Annotated in this window: 13 protein-coding genes; 10 read left to right on the forward strand and 3 right to left on the reverse strand. The window is 37.3% G+C overall.

Annotated elements, in window-relative coordinates:
• The first annotated feature begins 357 nt into the window (after positions 1-357).
• From dpiB to M1F05_RS07490, 4 genes are all read left to right on the forward strand, one after another.
• Positions 358-1,986 carry a sensor histidine kinase DpiB gene (gene dpiB / locus M1F05_RS07475; protein ID WP_206083920.1) on the forward strand — a complete coding sequence of 543 codons (1,629 nt, stop codon included), beginning with the start codon at positions 358-360 and terminating at the stop codon, positions 1,984-1,986.
• A 2-nt stretch (positions 1,987-1,988) separates the two neighbouring features.
• A complete protein-coding gene (gene dpiA / locus M1F05_RS07480; RefSeq protein WP_206083921.1) occupies positions 1,989-2,669 on the forward strand; it encodes a two-component response regulator DpiA in 681 nt (226 codons plus the stop codon).
• Between the two features lie 362 nt (positions 2,670-3,031).
• Complete coding sequence (locus tag M1F05_RS07485) at positions 3,032-4,375, forward strand: MFS transporter (RefSeq protein WP_206083922.1); 1,344 nt, start codon at positions 3,032-3,034, stop codon at positions 4,373-4,375.
• 21 nt (positions 4,376-4,396) lie between these two features.
• Positions 4,397-4,990, forward strand: coding sequence for a carboxymuconolactone decarboxylase family protein (locus tag M1F05_RS07490; RefSeq protein ID WP_206083923.1), 594 nt, complete (start codon positions 4,397-4,399; stop codon positions 4,988-4,990).
• A gap of 52 nt (positions 4,991-5,042) precedes the next feature.
• Here the strand turns inward: M1F05_RS07490 and M1F05_RS07495 are convergent, their stop codons facing one another.
• Entirely contained in the window at positions 5,043-6,080 is a 1,038-nt protein-coding gene (locus M1F05_RS07495; protein ID WP_241016828.1) for an SEL1-like repeat protein, read from the reverse strand.
• Positions 6,081-7,018: 938 nt separating this feature from the next.
• Here M1F05_RS07495 and dtpA point away from each other — a divergent pair.
• Positions 7,019-8,491, forward strand: coding sequence for a dipeptide/tripeptide permease DtpA (gene dtpA, locus M1F05_RS07500; RefSeq protein ID WP_206083925.1), 1,473 nt, complete (start codon positions 7,019-7,021; stop codon positions 8,489-8,491).
• Positions 8,492-8,538: 47 nt separating this feature from the next.
• Here dtpA and glpX read toward each other — a convergent pair whose 3' ends face one another.
• Entirely contained in the window at positions 8,539-9,522 is a 984-nt protein-coding gene (glpX, locus tag M1F05_RS07505; protein ID WP_206083926.1) for a class II fructose-bisphosphatase, read from the reverse strand.
• A 152-nt stretch (positions 9,523-9,674) separates the two neighbouring features.
• Positions 9,675-10,598 carry an AEC family transporter gene (locus M1F05_RS07510; protein WP_206083927.1) on the reverse strand — a complete coding sequence of 308 codons (924 nt, stop codon included), beginning with the start codon at positions 10,596-10,598 and terminating at the stop codon, positions 9,675-9,677.
• Positions 10,599-11,196: 598 nt separating this feature from the next.
• On the opposite strand from M1F05_RS07510, the gene M1F05_RS07515 reads away from it, so the two are divergent.
• From M1F05_RS07515 to psiE, 5 genes are all read left to right on the forward strand, one after another.
• On the forward strand, positions 11,197-14,055 hold the full coding sequence (locus M1F05_RS07515) for a DUF2339 domain-containing protein (RefSeq protein ID WP_272516239.1): 2,859 nt from the start codon (positions 11,197-11,199) through the stop codon (positions 14,053-14,055).
• The gene (locus tag M1F05_RS07520; RefSeq protein WP_206083929.1) at positions 14,052-15,530 is read left to right on the forward strand and encodes a DUF3999 family protein; all 1,479 of its coding nucleotides are present in this window, start codon (positions 14,052-14,054) and stop codon (positions 15,528-15,530) included. Before M1F05_RS07515 ends, M1F05_RS07520 begins: the two co-directional genes overlap by 4 nt.
• 192 nt (positions 15,531-15,722) lie before the next feature.
• Positions 15,723-16,004 carry a hypothetical protein gene (locus M1F05_RS07525; protein ID WP_206083930.1) on the forward strand — a complete coding sequence of 94 codons (282 nt, stop codon included), beginning with the start codon at positions 15,723-15,725 and terminating at the stop codon, positions 16,002-16,004.
• A gap of 64 nt (positions 16,005-16,068) precedes the next feature.
• Positions 16,069-16,482, forward strand: coding sequence for a GFA family protein (locus tag M1F05_RS07530; protein ID WP_206083931.1), 414 nt, complete (start codon positions 16,069-16,071; stop codon positions 16,480-16,482).
• 203 nt (positions 16,483-16,685) lie between these two features.
• Positions 16,686-17,093 (forward strand): phosphate-starvation-inducible protein PsiE, encoded by a 408-nt coding sequence (gene psiE, locus M1F05_RS07535; protein ID WP_318826054.1) that lies wholly within the window; start codon positions 16,686-16,688, stop codon positions 17,091-17,093.
• Positions 17,094-17,168: the final 75 nt, after the last annotated feature.

A 17,168-nucleotide genomic window follows, 5' to 3' on the forward strand; every position in this document is an offset into this window, starting at 1 on the left:
GCATCTCTTTTAGAGATGTTTTTAAAATGTTGCTAATGTTAAAATTAATTAAATAAGTGTTTTTTGGTTTTTCTTATTCTTAAAAATATAAACTCTTATTTAATTATCTTTTTCAAGATTAATATTAAAGGTCCTATATTTAATATATTTGACCTATTTCATGTTTCTAAAATGAGTTTGTATTTGTTTAATGGTTTTAATGTTTTTAATTATTCGATATGTGCTTTATTACTTGGTTTTAATGTGTTTAATTAATAATATGTGTATTATGTCTCTAGATTATATTTCTAATATCAATTATTCTGTGATTTCTACTGTAACAAGTTTTTTACTTTTCAGTTGGTAACAAGAGCCTATATGAAAAAAGAGCATGCTTTCTCTACATTGACAAAAGTAAACTCAATTTCCTTTTCAGTGCGAGTTTTCTTTCTTCTATTGGTTGTCTCGTTATTTTTGACGTTAGGGCTAGGTAAATATTTTACGGATACGGCTGAAAATAGGATGATGGCGAATATTCGCTCGTTAGCCATGAGCCAAGCAAAGCTGATTGCGTCAATGGATGGCGTGATTGAATCCGTTAAACACCGTGATATTCAACAACTGAAAATTATTGCAGATAAACTAAACCAAGATTCTGATTACGACTATGTCGTGATTGGCGATGAAAATTCCATGCGGCTTTATCATCCGAACAGTGAAAAAGTCGGCTATAAAATGCAATGGAATAAGCCAGGGGCGCTTGAAAGTGGTGAAAGTTATTTTATTGGTGGGGAAGGGTCCATTGGTAATGCCATGCGAGCAAAAACGCCAATATTTGATGAAGATGGAAAAATTATTGGTGTTGTATCCATCGGTTATCTAACCAATAAGATAGACACTTCTCGTAGCGAGCTGTTTGTCCAAACGGGAGCAACTTTTCTTGGCGTTCTGGTCATTTTATTATTTCTTTCCTGGGGATTTACGCGATTAATTCAACGGCAAATGCTGGGGATGGAACCTGAAGAAATTACGCAGCTAGTTCTTGTGCAAAAGGGAATATTTGATGCTGTTTTTGAAGGGATCATCGCGGTAAACCAGCATGGGCAAATTATTAATATTAATTCCAATGCACGAAAGATGTTGTCTTTAAGTAAACCAACAGGGCAACTTATTGGTAAATCAATCTCAGAGCATATTTCGCCTGCTGATTTTTTTACCGTAGATATTGCTACGATTCAACATGATGTATTGTGCGAATTTAATGGATTAAATGTGATAGCTAATCGAGTTGCAATTTGGGACGAAAATCACCTAATTGGCGCAGTAATTAGTTTCCGCAGTCAAAATGATATTGAATCATTAAATTCCCAATTGACACAAGTACGCCAATACGTAGAAAATTTGCGTACTCTGCGGCATGAGCATCTAAATTGGATGTCTACGTTGAGTGGTTTATTGCAAATGAAAGAATATGATCAAGCGCTTGCATTAATTAAAGGTGAGTCTGAATCTCAGCAACAACTTATAGATTCGTTACGTGAACAGTTCTTTGATAAGCAAGTTGCTGGGTTATTGTTTGGTAAGTATCACCGTGCAAAAGAATTGGGCTTACAGTTGGTTTTTACACCAGGCAGCCAGCTTCATGTATTGCCTGAGTCCTTAAATAGTACAGAATTTTGTGCCATATTAGGTAATTTACTGGATAACGCATTTGAAGCCAGTTTGAAAAATAACCAGGGTAATAAACAAGTGGAGTTATACCTTTCCGATGAAGGAAGGGAGATTGTCATTGAGGTTGCAGATCAAGGATGCGGTTTCCCTGCAGAAATTCAAGACAAATGGTTTGAGCGCGGAGTGACAACGAAAACCGAAATGACGGAAGGTCATGGTATAGGGTTATATCTTGTTGCTTCTTATATTAAACGCTGTAATGGCGCGGTAATTATTGAAGAAAATCAGCCGCATGGTACAGTATTCTCAATTTTTATTCCGAAAGTGAAGATATAAAAATGATTAAGATAAAAATCCTCATTGTGGAAGATGAGCTGCTTTTAGCAGAGATGCACGGCGAGTACATTAAAGCATATCCAGCTTGTGACAAGGTTTGGTTGGCAGGTAATTTAGCTGAAGCCAGAAAAATGATTGAATACATGAAGCCAGATTTGATCTTACTGGACAACTATTTACCTGACGGCAAAGGAATCGATCTCGTTCATGAATTAATTCAAGAACGAAATAGTGCTGATATCGTATTTACGACAGCAGCGAGTGATATGGAAACGGTGACTGAAGCCATTCGTCTTGGCGTTTTTGATTATTTGGTTAAGCCAATAGCGTATGAACGTTTAGGCCAAACATTGGATAGATATATCCAGCGTAAATCTGTTTTACAAACCAACAGTAAAACGAACCAGAGTAAAATCGATGATATGTTTAATACTTATGCACGCGGTGAATCCAAAGAGGAACTGCCGACAGGTATTGATGTGATCACGTTGGAAAAGGTTTTAGCATTGTTTGCCGATCTTGAAGCGGAATATACCGCAGAAAGCATTGCAGAAACGATTAAACTTAGCCGCACAACCGCAAGGCGCTATCTAGAATACTGCTTGGCAAAAAATAAGATTGAAGCTGAGATAGAGTATGGGAAGGTGGGACGCCCTCAAAGGATCTACCGCGGTCGCCCCTAATCTTCTTCATATTCCACGTTGTAGGGGTGTTGGCTGCATGCGATGACTCGGGTCACATACTTCTGTGTGCTCCCCGAGTTCCCCTTATTGACTGCCTACCTGTAATTTGAACTATCTAGATGATGTTCTTATATTCAATAAAATATCGCTTAATATAAAAAACTACAAAATCATTAATTTAAAGCCATTTTTATTATTTCTAATGATTAGGATAGTATTTTATGTTTTTAATTAAATTTTCATGAGTTAGATGAAAATAATTTAACACTAAAAAATTATATTTTAGACTAAATCAATATTAATCCTTATTTAATTTTGATTATAGGATGTGATGACCATTTAAACACAGGGTCATTATTTATATGTCTATAACAACTAAAGAAAATAAAATAACACCAAAAGAAAGGAAGTATGCATTAGCATCATTTATTGGTACAGCTATCGAGTGGTATGACTTTTATATTTATAGCACTGCATCCGCATTAATTTTTTCAACATTATTTTTTTCAAAAAGCACGGACCCATCTGTTGCATTACTTTCCTCATTTGCGGCATATGGTGTGGGCTTTTTTGCCCGGCCATTAGGCGGTTTTATTGCGGGGCATGTTGGCGATAAAATTGGGCGAAAAAAAGTACTTGTTTACTCATTACTTTTAATGGGCGTGGCGACATTTATTACTGGGTTGATCCCGAGTTTTGATTCAATAGGTATTTATGCCATTGTTTTGCTTGTGATTATTCGCCTGCTTCAAGGTTTAGCTAGCGGTGCTGAGTGGGGTGGCGCGGCGTTATTAGCGGTTGAACATACGAAACCGCAGCGTAGAGGGTTTATTGGTTCATTTACTCAGATTGGCTCAGCAACAGGTATGTTACTGGCCTCAGCTGCATTTTTAGTTGTAAAATCAACAATGTCAGAAGAGAGCTTTTTAACTTGGGGTTGGCGTATTCCATTTTTCGTTAGCATTATTCTTGTCGTCATCGGGCTGATTATTAGGCTAAAAACAACGGAATCAGATGAGTTTCTCGCGCTTAAAAAGTCAGGGAAAATACAAAAATACCCATTAATTGAATTAATTAAAAATCATAAAAGATCAGTTTTTATTACGATAGGTTTACGATTAGCGCAACCTGCAATGTATGCAATATTAACGACATTTATTTTAAGTTATTTAAAATTAAAGAACCAAGATACCAGTATTGTATTAACATCAATTATTATTGCATCAGCGGTTTCAGTATTAACAACCCCTTTTTGGGCACTTTTGTCAGATAAAATAGGCAGAAGGATCCCCGCATTCTTTGCATTAATTAGTATTGGCATTGCAGTATGGCCATTCTTCTATTTCTTAGATAATGGTAATTTATTTTATTTACCTTTAGTCATGACTATTTTCTTGGCATTATTTGATGCTGCGATTTATAGCATTGGTGCCGCTTGGTTTGCTGAACAATTTCCTGTTGAAGTTCGGTACAGTGGTGTCTCCGTGGGCTATCAAGTTGGTACTTTGTTATCAGGTGGATTAACGCCATTTATTGCGACTGCATTATTACAATATAATAATCAGAGCCCTTATTTAGTTTCTTTATATATTTCAGCGTTATGTTTTATTAGTTTGATTGCAGCATATAAGGCAAATGACCCTATTGCGAAGCAACCAAAAGGTAAGACGCCAGATTTAACAAAACAAGAAGCGGTTTCATTATAATTTAAACGAATAGGAAATATCATGGCAAAATCTACCTTTAACATCGCTGAGCTGGATAAAACCCAAATACAGACGCGTAATTTTCGTGAATTATCGACGGGAAGTTGGAATAATGAAACAATAAGCGCAAAAAATAAGCATTTAATTGCGGTTGCAATTGCTCAAGCGACAAATTGCCAGCATTGTTTATTGCACCATGCCAAAGCGGCGCAGCAAGATGGTGCTTCTTTTGATGAAATCGCTGAAATCTCCTATTTAACAGGTGCGTATAATATTGCCGGTGATAGCCTTTTGGCATTAGATGCAAATCTATATTTAGATGAAGATAAAAGCGGAATATCTAAATATTATATTTCTCCCAAAGCTCTTACTTATGTCAATCAACAGCTTGATGCTATTTTTGTAGCAAGAGACATTAAAATATTAGCGCTATTTGGTATTGCCAAATATAAGGGCAATAGAGCTCTCGCTGATCACCTATTAACGTTAGCTCACAAAAATGGCGTTGATGAGAATAGAATTACAGAAGCATTGTTGGTTGTTGATATTTTAAGCTCAGGTATTGTTTATTCTAACAACCAAGATATTTACCAATATTTATATGCTAGATCCTAAGCGACGGTACTAAACAACGTGTGGCTCTCTTTGAGAGCCACACGCCACTGCGTTATTTTTTATTCTTCAGATTATTTTCCAAAATCAGTACTTTTTTCTCAGCGCGCTCATTGCCTTTTGCCGCAGCCAATTTGTACCAGCGTAACGCTTTAATATCATCTTGCTCAACACCCATGCCATATTGATAGCAGGCGCCGCTTGCGTACTGTGCATCGGCACTATTTTGTTGGGCGGCCTTAATAAACCAGTGGCAGGCTTTAGCTTGGTCGGCCTTGATACCGTCACCTCGTGCATAAATTAATGCTAAATTAAATTGCGCAGACACTTCCCCTTGTTTGGCGGCGAGTGTTAACCATTTAATCGCTAATTGCGTATTTTTTGGGGTTCCTTGACCCGTAAGGTACAACATACCGAGGCTATTTTGTGCAGGAGAAAAATCAAGTTCAGCCGCTCGCGTGAAATAATCAAACGCTAATGGATAATCGATTTTATCATACATACCCGTAGCGGCTTGATAGCCCAGTAAATAGAGTGCTTGTGGGTGATTTTGTTCAGCGAGTGCGAGATAAATTTTTTGGGCTTTTTGCGGGTCTTTTGTGACCGCTTTTCCTTCTTCATACCAATAAGCTAACGTGAGCATCGCTGGTTGGAAATGTTGTTCAGCCGCTTTTTTAAGCCATTTTTCTGCAGATTCTGGGTTTTTCTCTAAAAGATTGTCAATGCCATGCAGTGTGTATTCTGCCATGTTCATTTGGCCAATAGGATCGTCATTTTCAGCAGCTAATTGCATCCAATGTAGCATCAGTTTTTCATCTTTAGGGACACCAGAACCTTCCTGGTATATCAGTGCCAAGTTAATTTGAGCTTTACTAAAGCCTTGATTAGCAGAAAGAAGATACCACTTTAAGGCGTCGTCAAGCTGTCCATGAGATTGGTAAAACATCGCTAAATTGAATTGAGCTTCAGCTTGCCCTTGAGTGGCAAGTTCAATCAGTGATTTTTCATCCAGCGGTGTGCTAACTTTTTCCGCGAAAGCCGAAGGAATGAATAAACAGCTTATCAAAAATAAGGGTAAAAAATTTTTTTTCACAGGGATTTCCTTCGAGCTATATTTCTTAAAAAACCATTTAAGGTAAATTATCGTGTTGCTGAGTTCAGTGCAATCATTTGGTTGATTGTACATTATTATCAATAAATCAAATGGTTAATTATTGCCATCAAAAAAGATGCAGAAAAAATAAAAAAAAGATGAACTTTTTTTGAAGTACATAGGTCTTAATAGTAACTATATTTCTGTTTGCTTGCGTAAACATTCATATATTTACCCTCATCATTCATTTCTTTACACGAAGTAATGTAATAATGCACCTACGTAGTGATAGTTTGAATTTAGCAAAAAGATCCTTGAGTAGAATGCATTATGCCCAGTTTATTTACTGGGCTTTTTTTTGTCTAAAATTCCTGAGCAACATCCTTTCATGACGATATCGCCACTTTCCAATTTATAAAATGCCTTTTTCCCATTGAGATTATCCCCAAGTTAACGTGAGGATACAGAGTTAATGTGGTATGACATATTCCATGAATATAATTAAAATATGGAATAATATCCTTAACATTAGAGAAACAACTGATTAATTAGTGGTCGATAATAATATTGGTATTTTGTGAAAAATTGAAGTAAATCACGATAAAATCTGATTCATATGGTAATTAATACTAGCTAATTCTTTAATTTTGGTGCATAAATAACGTATATGGCTTAATTGATTATTGCGTTCTTGGCGGGTTATCTGCTTGTCTTAGTTGAATAAATAATCAAATGTGCTTTAACTCATTGAATTTTATGTTTGAGATCTAAAAACAATTCTACACACGTTTTTTGTTTGTTTTGAGGTCAGGGAATGACGCTCTTCTAATTTGTAGTGAGCCCTTCCAACGTTAATTCTTGAGATCATAACAATGCGAGAGCGCAACGAGCGCTCCGTGGTTTTTTTGCATATGTACAGGTTGTACTAGAGGTAACTTGTGTCCACAACAAATAATAAAGAGGAAGTCAGTCTTAACGCGTTTAAGCAACCTCGCTCGTTCTATCTCATCTTTTCTATCGAACTCTGGGAACGTTTTGGTTACTACGGTTTACAAGGTATCCTGCCTATATACCTGAGCCAAGTTCTCGGCATGTCAGAAACCGAATCCATCACCTTATTCTCTGCATTTGCAGCATTAGTTTATGGCTTTGTTGCAATAGGTGGTTGGTTAGGGGATAAAATCTTAGGCACAAAACGCGTTATCGTTTTAGGGACACTGACCTTAATTGCAGGGTATGCATTTGTCGCTTTCTCAGGGCATGATGTGTCAATGGTGTATGTAGGGCTTGCAACTATAGCAGTGGGTAATGGTTTATTTAAGGCAAATCCGTCTTCTTTATTATCAACCTGTTATGAAAAAGATGACCCACGTTTGGACGGCGCGTTTACCATGTATTACATGTCCGTAAACATCGGTTCATTCTTCTCTATGATTGCAACGCCTTGGTTAGCCAAACACTACGGTTGGGACGTTGCGTTCTCTCTGAGTGTCGTTGGTCTTATCATTACATTGATTAACTTCTATATGTGCAAGAAGTGGGTTTCTCAGCATGGTTCGAAACCTGACTTTGCGCCAGTAGTGATTTCTCGCTTAGTGGCAACTGTGATTGGTGTAGTGGCATTAATTGCCATTTCTACATGGTTGCTGCATAACTTAGGTGTTGCACGTACAGCTTTAGCAATCATTTCTTTAGGGATTTTAGTTATCTTCATTAAAGAAACGCTCGCTTTAAAAGGTACTGCGCGTCGCCGGATGATTGTTGCATTAATTCTGATGTTAGAAGCAATAGTTTTCTTCGTTTTATATAGTCAAATGCCGACCTCATTAAACTTCTTTGCATTGCATAATGTTGAGCACGAAGTTTTCGGTTTTTCAATTGAACCTGCACAGTACCAAGCATTGAACCCATTATGGATTATGATTGGGAGCCCAATTTTAGCGGCAATTTATAACAAAATGGGTGATAATTTGCCGATGCCTCATAAATTTGCGATTGGGATGGTTCTGTGTTCTGCGGCATTCTTAGTACTGCCACTAGGTGCTAAATTTGCTAACGAAGCGGGTATTGTGTCTGTCCAATGGCTGGTGATTTGTTACGGTTTCCAAAGTATTGGTGAGCTGATGATTTCTGGTCTGGGCTTAGCGATGGTAGCTCAATTAGTACCACAGCGTTTAATGGGCTTCATTATGGGTGCTTGGTTCTTAACGAACTCTGCGGCTGCCTTTATTGCAGGGTATGTTGCCTCGATGGCCGCAGCGCCAGAAGGCGAACTGACCAGTAAAGTCGAATCATTAGCTGTATACAGTGATGTATTCTTGAAGATAGGCTTAGTGACTGGGGCGATTGCGATTATTATGGTGTTAACCGCACCAATGTTAAATCGTATGACGCTAGACCGCGCTGAGTAATCAATTAAAAAAGGGCCACGAGGCCCTTTTTTAATACCATCAAAAAGCTAGTTAAAATAGCGGTTATTGATTATCTTTAACGAACGAGAACGTCCATTAACTAGAAGGGTGTTCGAAATACGACTATAGGCATCTGTTGAAATACCTCCCATTAAAACTGTTGGTGTAATTGCAGTAGCAGCAAAAATGACATCGTCCGTATTAACCATTTGTTCTAACGATAAAATCTCACCAATTTCGATGCCCATTTGTTGGCAACGTATCGCTTCTTGTACGGCGAGCAGTTTATTTTCATCGCTATCACCTTTTGCTTTATCTCGAGCGATCAACCTAGCTTGCATATCGCCACCTAACGCTCGTGCAATTGCTGCGCTGATGATACCTTCTGGTGCACCACCTGTACCATACATCATATCAATTGGATGTTCTGGAAGTATTGTTAGTAATGAGGCTAAAACATCACCGTCAGGAATGGTAATTACATTAGCGCCAAAATTACGAATGGTTTTGATAATGTGTTCATGGCGCGGTTTATCTAAAACAGCAATGGAAAGATGCGAAATGGGTTTATTCAATGCAGATGAAAGAAACTCAAGGTTTTTTTCAAGCGGGTGGCTTAAATGAACGGCACCTTTTGCCGCCGCTCCAACAACGAGTTTTTCCATATACATATCAGGAGCCTGAAGTAATGAGCCTGTTGGTGCGGCGGCCAGAACAGTAATTGCATTTTGCTCATTACAGGCAACCATTCGGGTGCCATCTATTGGGTCAACCGCAATATCAAGCCCTTCGACACCCGATTTTTTACCCACTTGCTCACCGATATAAAGCATTGGCGCTTCATCAATTTCACCTTCACCAATCACAATTTTTCCATAGAAATCAATTTCATTAAGGCGATTTCTCATGGCTTCAACAGCCGCTTTATCCGCAGCATTTTTATCTTGTTTACCTACCCAGTCGAAGGCTGCAATGGCAGCAACTTCGGTGACGGAAGCGATAGCGGAGGCTAACTCATCACTGATTTTCATTATTTATTAATATCCCAGATGCTTAAAAGAAAAAATACTTAGCGCTATGATACGTTTTTTGTGATCTATCTTGCAAATAATTGGTGATAAAACCAGCTAAGTGGGATGAAAGAGAGAGCAGGCCAAAAGTTGACCTGCTTTAATTCAGGGGGTTACAGCATTTCGACAATGGCAATACCACCAATAATAGAAATCAGAGCGGCGAGGGTACTGAGTAACACTGTCCCTGCGGATGTTTCCGTATAAGCTTGGTTACTAATGGCTAAAGCAGGCACAGCTGTCGCAGTCGGTAATACGCCAATAATAAAGGCTGCTTTTAATAAGTCATCTTGTAGGCCTAATGCAAGACCCGTCCCTAAAATCAAGGCTGCTTGAACAAAGTTTTTAATAAAGACGTTAAAAATAATTTCTTTGCTAATAGTTAACTTAATACCTGAAAGTAACAGACCAAGGAAAAAGAGAGCAACCCCTCCCGCTGTTTTTCCTAGTTCATTGACGGAGTTTTGTAAGATTTCAGGTAACTTCACGCCAAAAATAGCCAGTAATGCACCTAGGATTGGCAAAAATACTAAAGGTTGGGCAACCGCTTTACCAATCGATTTTAAAACGCTATGGCCTTGTTGAGAGCCACTAATCATCAGTAAGGTGAATGGAATGATGATAACAGTATAAATAAGGTTACCTAATACCATTGCAATCAATCCAGATGATCCGACAGTAGCTAATAAGACAGGTGGCCCACAGTAGGCCATATCAGGGAATGATACCGATAATGCCTGCATGGCAGCATCTTTTTTGTTGTGACGAAAAATAAATTTACCGAAAACAAACCCGATAACATAAGTTGCAATTAATCCGACAGCCAACGCTAATAAGTAATCGATATTGAGCAATACAGATGGTGGTGCTTGAGCGGCTGCAAGAAATAATGCGAATGGTAAGGCAATTTTGACAACAAAGTCAGCAAAAGCCTGCGAATATTCTCTTTTAATAAAACCATATTTCCCAGATAGCCAACCAACAGCTAAACCAAGAACGATTGGACCAAGTGCAGCGAGGATGATATGGAGTAGCATGAAGAATTCTCCTTATACTATTCTTCTTATTTCGACAATCTTTACAAATGTACTAACGATATGTATTTGCCTTTTGGAATAATCTTTATTTTCAGTCTCTGTTGGTATTTCAATTATTAATTGACATAACAATGATGATGTAAAATTCAAATTGTTGTCATCATTAAATGATAGTGATTGCTTGTTTTTTAGGTGTTAATTGATAAGTGTATATATAAATAAATTTAAAAACACTATTTAAATTTATATTTTTAAATTTATTGGGGTAATCATCTTAAATAGACTATCGGGAAATTAAAATAAATTCAAATTATTGCTTATTTTGAATATGACTAAATGATGATTAAGGGTTTTCTTAGTTACATTAGCTTTTAAACCACGTATTAATAATGGTTATCATTTTTGTGTGATAAGAGCGCTTTTACCAAAACTAAAACGAAGTATTTTGTAACAGTTTATTACATTTGGTTGGCAAGAGAATCAATGATATCTACACTAGCGATAATCACAAAACGCCACTTTGCCATATCTAAAACTGTGGATTTTATTATGAGGAAACCTATTTGTGGATACTTGGATACTAGTAGGGTTCATATTAGTGATTCTTGTTATACTAGCGCCGATTTTAGCGATAGTTTCGCTGAGTCGTACCGGGCGAATGCAATATCAAATTTCTGAGTTAAATCAGAAGGTTCGTTCATTAGAGACACAAGTTGCACAGTTTAAAAAATCGCAGAGTATCTTATCAGAATCCCCAATTGCAGAACAAACGCATCAAGAGATTACACAACTCATCCCAGAGCAAACTGATGATATTGAACAATCAATACTACAAAACTCAGTGCCTTCAACAGAAAGCGAACAAGATATAGTCGCTGAAAACTCAGTTGCTTACCAACAGGCAGAACCTAGGGATAATATTGAACGGGTGAAAGACGCGCTTATAACGACGCTACCACCTTCAACGCCTTCAAATAATATTGATGTTGATCCAAACCGGTTTAATAGCAAGTTGTCATCTAAGGTAAACCCAAACCGATTTAATAGCACCAAAGAAAATACAACAAAAAATGTACAGGGTTGGGATGCAAATCAAAATATGCCAAGTAATGATAAATCAATATTTGGTCACTTCTTTACTTGGTTATTAAAAGGTAATCCTGTTGCTAAAATTGGGATTTTATTATTATTCCTTGGTGTTGCTTACTTATTAAACTACAGCGTACAAAACGAAATTATTTCTGTACAAATGCGTTTAGTATTCAGCGCGGTAGGGTGTTTAATACTATTAGGTGTGGGCTGGTGGTTACGTAATAAAAAAACACTTTTTGGTTTAATTTTACAAGGCGGGGGAATAGGTTGTTTATATATTACTATTTTCGCTGCTTTTAAGTTATACACCATGTTGCCATATGGAATGGCCTTTGCGTTTATGTTGTTAATTTGTGCCGCCAGTATCGCTCTTGCATTATTACAACGTACTATTAGTTTAGCTGTTTTAGCGTCATTAGGTGGCTATTTAGCTCCTATCCTATTATCTACAGGTGGTGGCAGCCACATCGTGCTCTTCTCATACTATCTGATGTTATCAACAGGTATTTTAATTATTAGTGTGTGGCAAGCATGGCGACCATTGAACCTCGTTGGACTGGTTATGACCTATGGGGTGGCGCTTTTATGGGGGCTAGATAATTATCAATCTGACTATTATCTATCTTGCCAATTATTTATTATCGCTAACCTGATCATTTTTAATGCATTAACACAACTCTTTTCATTACGCTTCGAACACACTAAACAACTTCTTGTTGATAATACTTTATTATTTGTACCACCTTTCATTAGTATTGTGTTGCAATTCTTTATTTCTGAAGGCGTAGGATTATTACCTGCATTTATCTCGCTATTGATTGGCTTATTGTACCTCGTGGCAGGGTTACAAGTTCATAAACGTTATAAAGAAATTGGCAAAAACATGGCGCTAGGCAATATTATCATTGGTGCTGGGTTCGTCACCCTTGCCATACCATTAGCGCTGACATTTGAGTGGACTTCTATTATCTGGTCATTGGAAGGGTTATTACTTCTGTGGTTTGGCTTACAGCAAAACCAAAGGAAATTAGCTGCGGTAGGGTCATTACTGATTTTAGTAAGTGTAGTGACTTTATTAAGTGATTATCCATTCTTATATTGGAGTCGTAGCAGCACTTATATGGTGCCAGTATTACTTGTTGCTTGCTTTGGTGCGGGTGGTTTATTCCACATTCGCCGAAATGAAGATAGTAATTATTCATTATTTAGCTATGGTTTTTTAGTGATGGGAATAGTGGCATGGTATTGCTGGTTGCCAATGTTCACTAATATACTTTCCTGGAGCCGTGAATCTGAATCCTTTATTATGCTGGTCTTAGTCGTGATATCGGTATGGTTCTGGCGGTTATTTGCGATTCGTATTAATTGGGTTCCTTTACTTCTTTGCCAATCTTTCTTATGGATTGCGGGTTATTACTATCTCGGTATCGATTTCTTAAATGATGAAAATCCGATGGGCCGAGGTGAAGGTTCCTTAATTTGGCCAGTCGTATTAGGCAGCTCTATATTATTTGTGATCCACGCTTATAAGCTTCGCAACCCATGGATGCAAAGAGTATTACATGGCGCGAATTTATGGTTAATCCTTGCATTTATTGTAACACAAGTAAATTGGTTCGTTTCTATTCTTCCTTGGGGAATGCAACATGAAATGGGCTATTTTATTTATGTTATGGCGATAACATTAATAATTTTAGTGTTGTATTGGTTGCAGCAAAATAGAATGCCCCCAATGAAACGTAATGGACTGATTTACTGGTATAGTTTGTTGCCCGTTGTTGTTGGGTTAGTTGTCTTATCGGGATATGCTAATTTAGAAGATGGTAAATTAACGTTCTGGAATTACATTCCACTGATAAATCCATTAGATGAAGCAGGGTTGTTTAGCATTGCCGCGATTATTTTAGTGCGTAAAGGCTTTATGCAAAAAATACGTAAAGTCACTGAGATAGACTTCTGGATTTTTCGAGTGTTACTGGTTGCAATCATCGCTCTTGTAGCCTTGTGGTTTAATGGCATCCTCATTCGAGCAACGGCTGACTTTGCAGGGCTTAATTGGCATTATGAAACCTTGTTTGATTCGCGCTTAGTACAAACCGTTCTGTCGATTAGTTGGGCTCTTGCAGCACTAATGTGTGCAGTGATTTCGGCAATCAAGAAAAATCGGATCTGGTGGTTCTTCGGTGCAGGTATTTTTGCTTGTGTTATTGCAAAATTATTCTTAATTGATATTAACGGACAAGGTGGAATTACGCGTGCTGTCTCCTTTATTGGTGTGGCATTGGTAATATTAATTGTGGGGTATTTTTCTCCTTTGCCACCAAAAGAGTCAAAAGGAAAATCCGAACAGGAAACGCAATCATGAGTCTAAGTAAATACAGAGGGCTACTTGCTGTCTTTTCATTATCATTATTATTTTCGAGCCATTTATATGGCGAGGATGTTAAAGATAATTCACCTTATAATTTTTATCAGGGAGCAGAAATAAATATTTCAGACACAAACGAGCCTTTTTATTGGCTTGAGCTGCCTGCGAATGCTTACTTTAATTCTGCCTATCCAAATACATTACAAGATGTTCGTGTCTTTAATGGAATAGGGGATGAAGTTCCATCAGTACTTTTTTATGATGCTGAAAAATCTATTTCTAATGCAAAAGTGTCATTTACGCCTCAACATTTAGTTACGCGTATTGATAATGTGAATACTGATGAAGATATGCGTAAAGATAGGCAATATCTTCTTGTCGAATCTATACCTGGTAAAGTTAATCGTCTTGAGCTACCAAATACACAAGCAAAAGATAAAGCATCTTATCAAGCTTATTTGTTGACTCGAAATGAAGAGCAAGAACAAAATGCAGTGATTAAAACTCTAACACTGGATTGGGCTAAACATGAAAAAGATTGGCAAGCAAAAGCCTTTATTTTTACCAGCAATAATAAAGAAGACTGGGTTAATGTGGCGACAAATCAACCTATTATGAATTTAACGTTGGATGATCAAACTGTTGCAAGTAATCAAATTGAATTATTAAATGGTAATGCTCAAGCCTTGAAAGCACCTTATCTTTTGGCCATTATTGCGAGTTCCCCTGATGTTGTTATCCCTAACTTACTAAAAGTAAGCGCTGATGCGGATGTGTTAAAAGCAACTCGTCGTCAAGAGTCATTCCATTTTGAAATGACCAATGATGGGGTTTCACGGGAACATGTTATTTATCAATTACCCTCAATGCAGCCTTTAGATGAACTGCAAATACAATTACAGCAATCTAATCGTGTTATCCCTTTAAAAGTAGAATACTCATCAGATAGAGGGGAAAGCTGGTTACCACTAACGAATATTGTGGCATATAACCAGCATGCAAACGGTGAAACGGTTAGTAATACAAATATTGTTTTACACGGTGAAATGATCCGCTCATTAAGAGTTTCTGCATTAAAAGGGAGTTGGGAGGATCAACCCCCACGTATTGTGGGTAAACGAGATGCACTCAACTTGATATTTAATGTGCAAGGGGCTGCTCCTTACCTATTAGTGTGGGGAAACAAACAAGCTGTACAAGAAAATTTAACGTATAACCAATTAGTTGGGAAAACTTATACAGTTGCAGAGCTAATGTCGAGTTATCCCGTTACTTATCCCGACGCTGAAATCGTGCCGTTAGGGGGAATTGAGCGACTAACGGCGACCGATCTTGTCGATGAAGGCCCAAATTGGTTAACAATCTCATTATGGATTTTATTATTTATCGGGATTGTTGTTTTACTCTATTTCTGTTGGTATTTGCTCAAGGAAGTGAATTCTGGAAACAAAAATGAGAAAGGTGAATTATAAAACCGTTTCATTATTTGAATAGAAACAGCATAAAAGAGAGCGGATTGCTCTCTTTTTACGTTTCAACTATCTAAATAGTTCATTCAGACAAATATCTACATGATTTTACTGAATCATTAAAACAATTACGTACTCTGTGTTTTTTTTGACAGCCTTTCGCGCTAAAACATATTTTAGTGAAAGGAGAACATAATGAAAAATATTTTATTTACTCGTTTATTTATCGGCATAGCGTTATTTACGGGAGCAACTTTATTTGCCCAAGCCACAGATAATACGTTATTAACTGGGATTACTCCCCATGCAATTACGTATGAGTATGTGCAGTTACATCAAAATCAGCAGAATGAAGGGGATATTGAGTCCGAACGAGAAGCTAAGGAGCTTGAGAGTATTTTACTGCAAGACGCAACCAACGATCGACGTTTTACCGACCGCCAATTTAACCTAAATAAAAAGAAAAGTAAGTTGTAATTTGAGGGAAAATAGCCATTAATAGGTAAGAAACCCATTAATAGGCATAGCAAAGGAAAGTAAGATGCATAAAGGTCAATGTTTATGTGGTGCAGTTAAGGTATCAACGGGTAAAGCAGTTGATAAGCTAAGTGTTTGTCATTGTAGCATGTGTCAAAAATGGAATGGCGGTCCAGGTTTTAGTGTAGATTGCGGTAGCGATTTACACATTGAAGGCCAAGACTCGGTCACTACGTTTGTATCCTCACAGTGGGGGGAGCGCGCATTTTGTAAGCAGTGTGGTACACATCTTTTTTACCATTTAATTAATCCATCAACATATTATGTATCGGCAACCCTGTTTGAAGACAGCAAACAAGCGCAATTGGCGATGCAAATTTATATTGATAGCAAACCAAAATATTATAATTTTGTTGAGCAAACAGCGATGCTGACTGAGCAAGATATATTAAAAATGATGGGAGCCCCTTCAAATTAATTGCTGAATAAAAGGTTATGGTAAGGCGGGAAGCGTGCTCACCTTACCGTAAAACTGCAAATTTCCTTTCTGTTTGTCATGCTAACGACAAAAATTTGATTTACAATTAAGACAATATGCATTGAATAATATGGGTAACAACGCGTAATAGCTGTCATTGTACTCATGTTTTGTATTTCTTTGGGGAATAACAAATGAATAGTATGAAAGGAATGCGTCATGCGAGTAACATTGCATGGGTACTACAATGGATTCTGAATATTGGTTTAATTACCTTAGCCGCTGTTTTGGTGTTTTTTTTAGCAAAAGAAACCTTTACGATGGCATCTTTAATGTTTGGTAGCCCAAAGGGAGCAACAGCTTATGAGCTCTTAGAGGGGATTGTTATTTATTTCCTCTACTTTGAGTTTATTGCATTGATCATTAAATATTTTATGTCAGGTTATCATTTCCCTTTAAGATATTTTATTTATATTGGCATTACAGCAATCATTCGTTTGATTATTGTCGATCATAGTGACCCAATGACAACGTTATTGCATGCAGGGGCAATTTTAGTACTGGTTGTCGCTCTTTACATCGCGAATACAGAAAAACTAAAACGTGAGTAATAAAATATTTATTCTTTAAATAGTAAAAGGGAGTCTATATCTCCTTTTTATTATTTGAAGGTTTTAATTATTATT

The sequence above is a fragment of the Providencia sp. PROV252 genome (genome assembly GCF_033676005.1).
Classification (GTDB): Bacteria; Pseudomonadota; Gammaproteobacteria; order Enterobacterales; family Enterobacteriaceae; genus Providencia; species Providencia vermicola.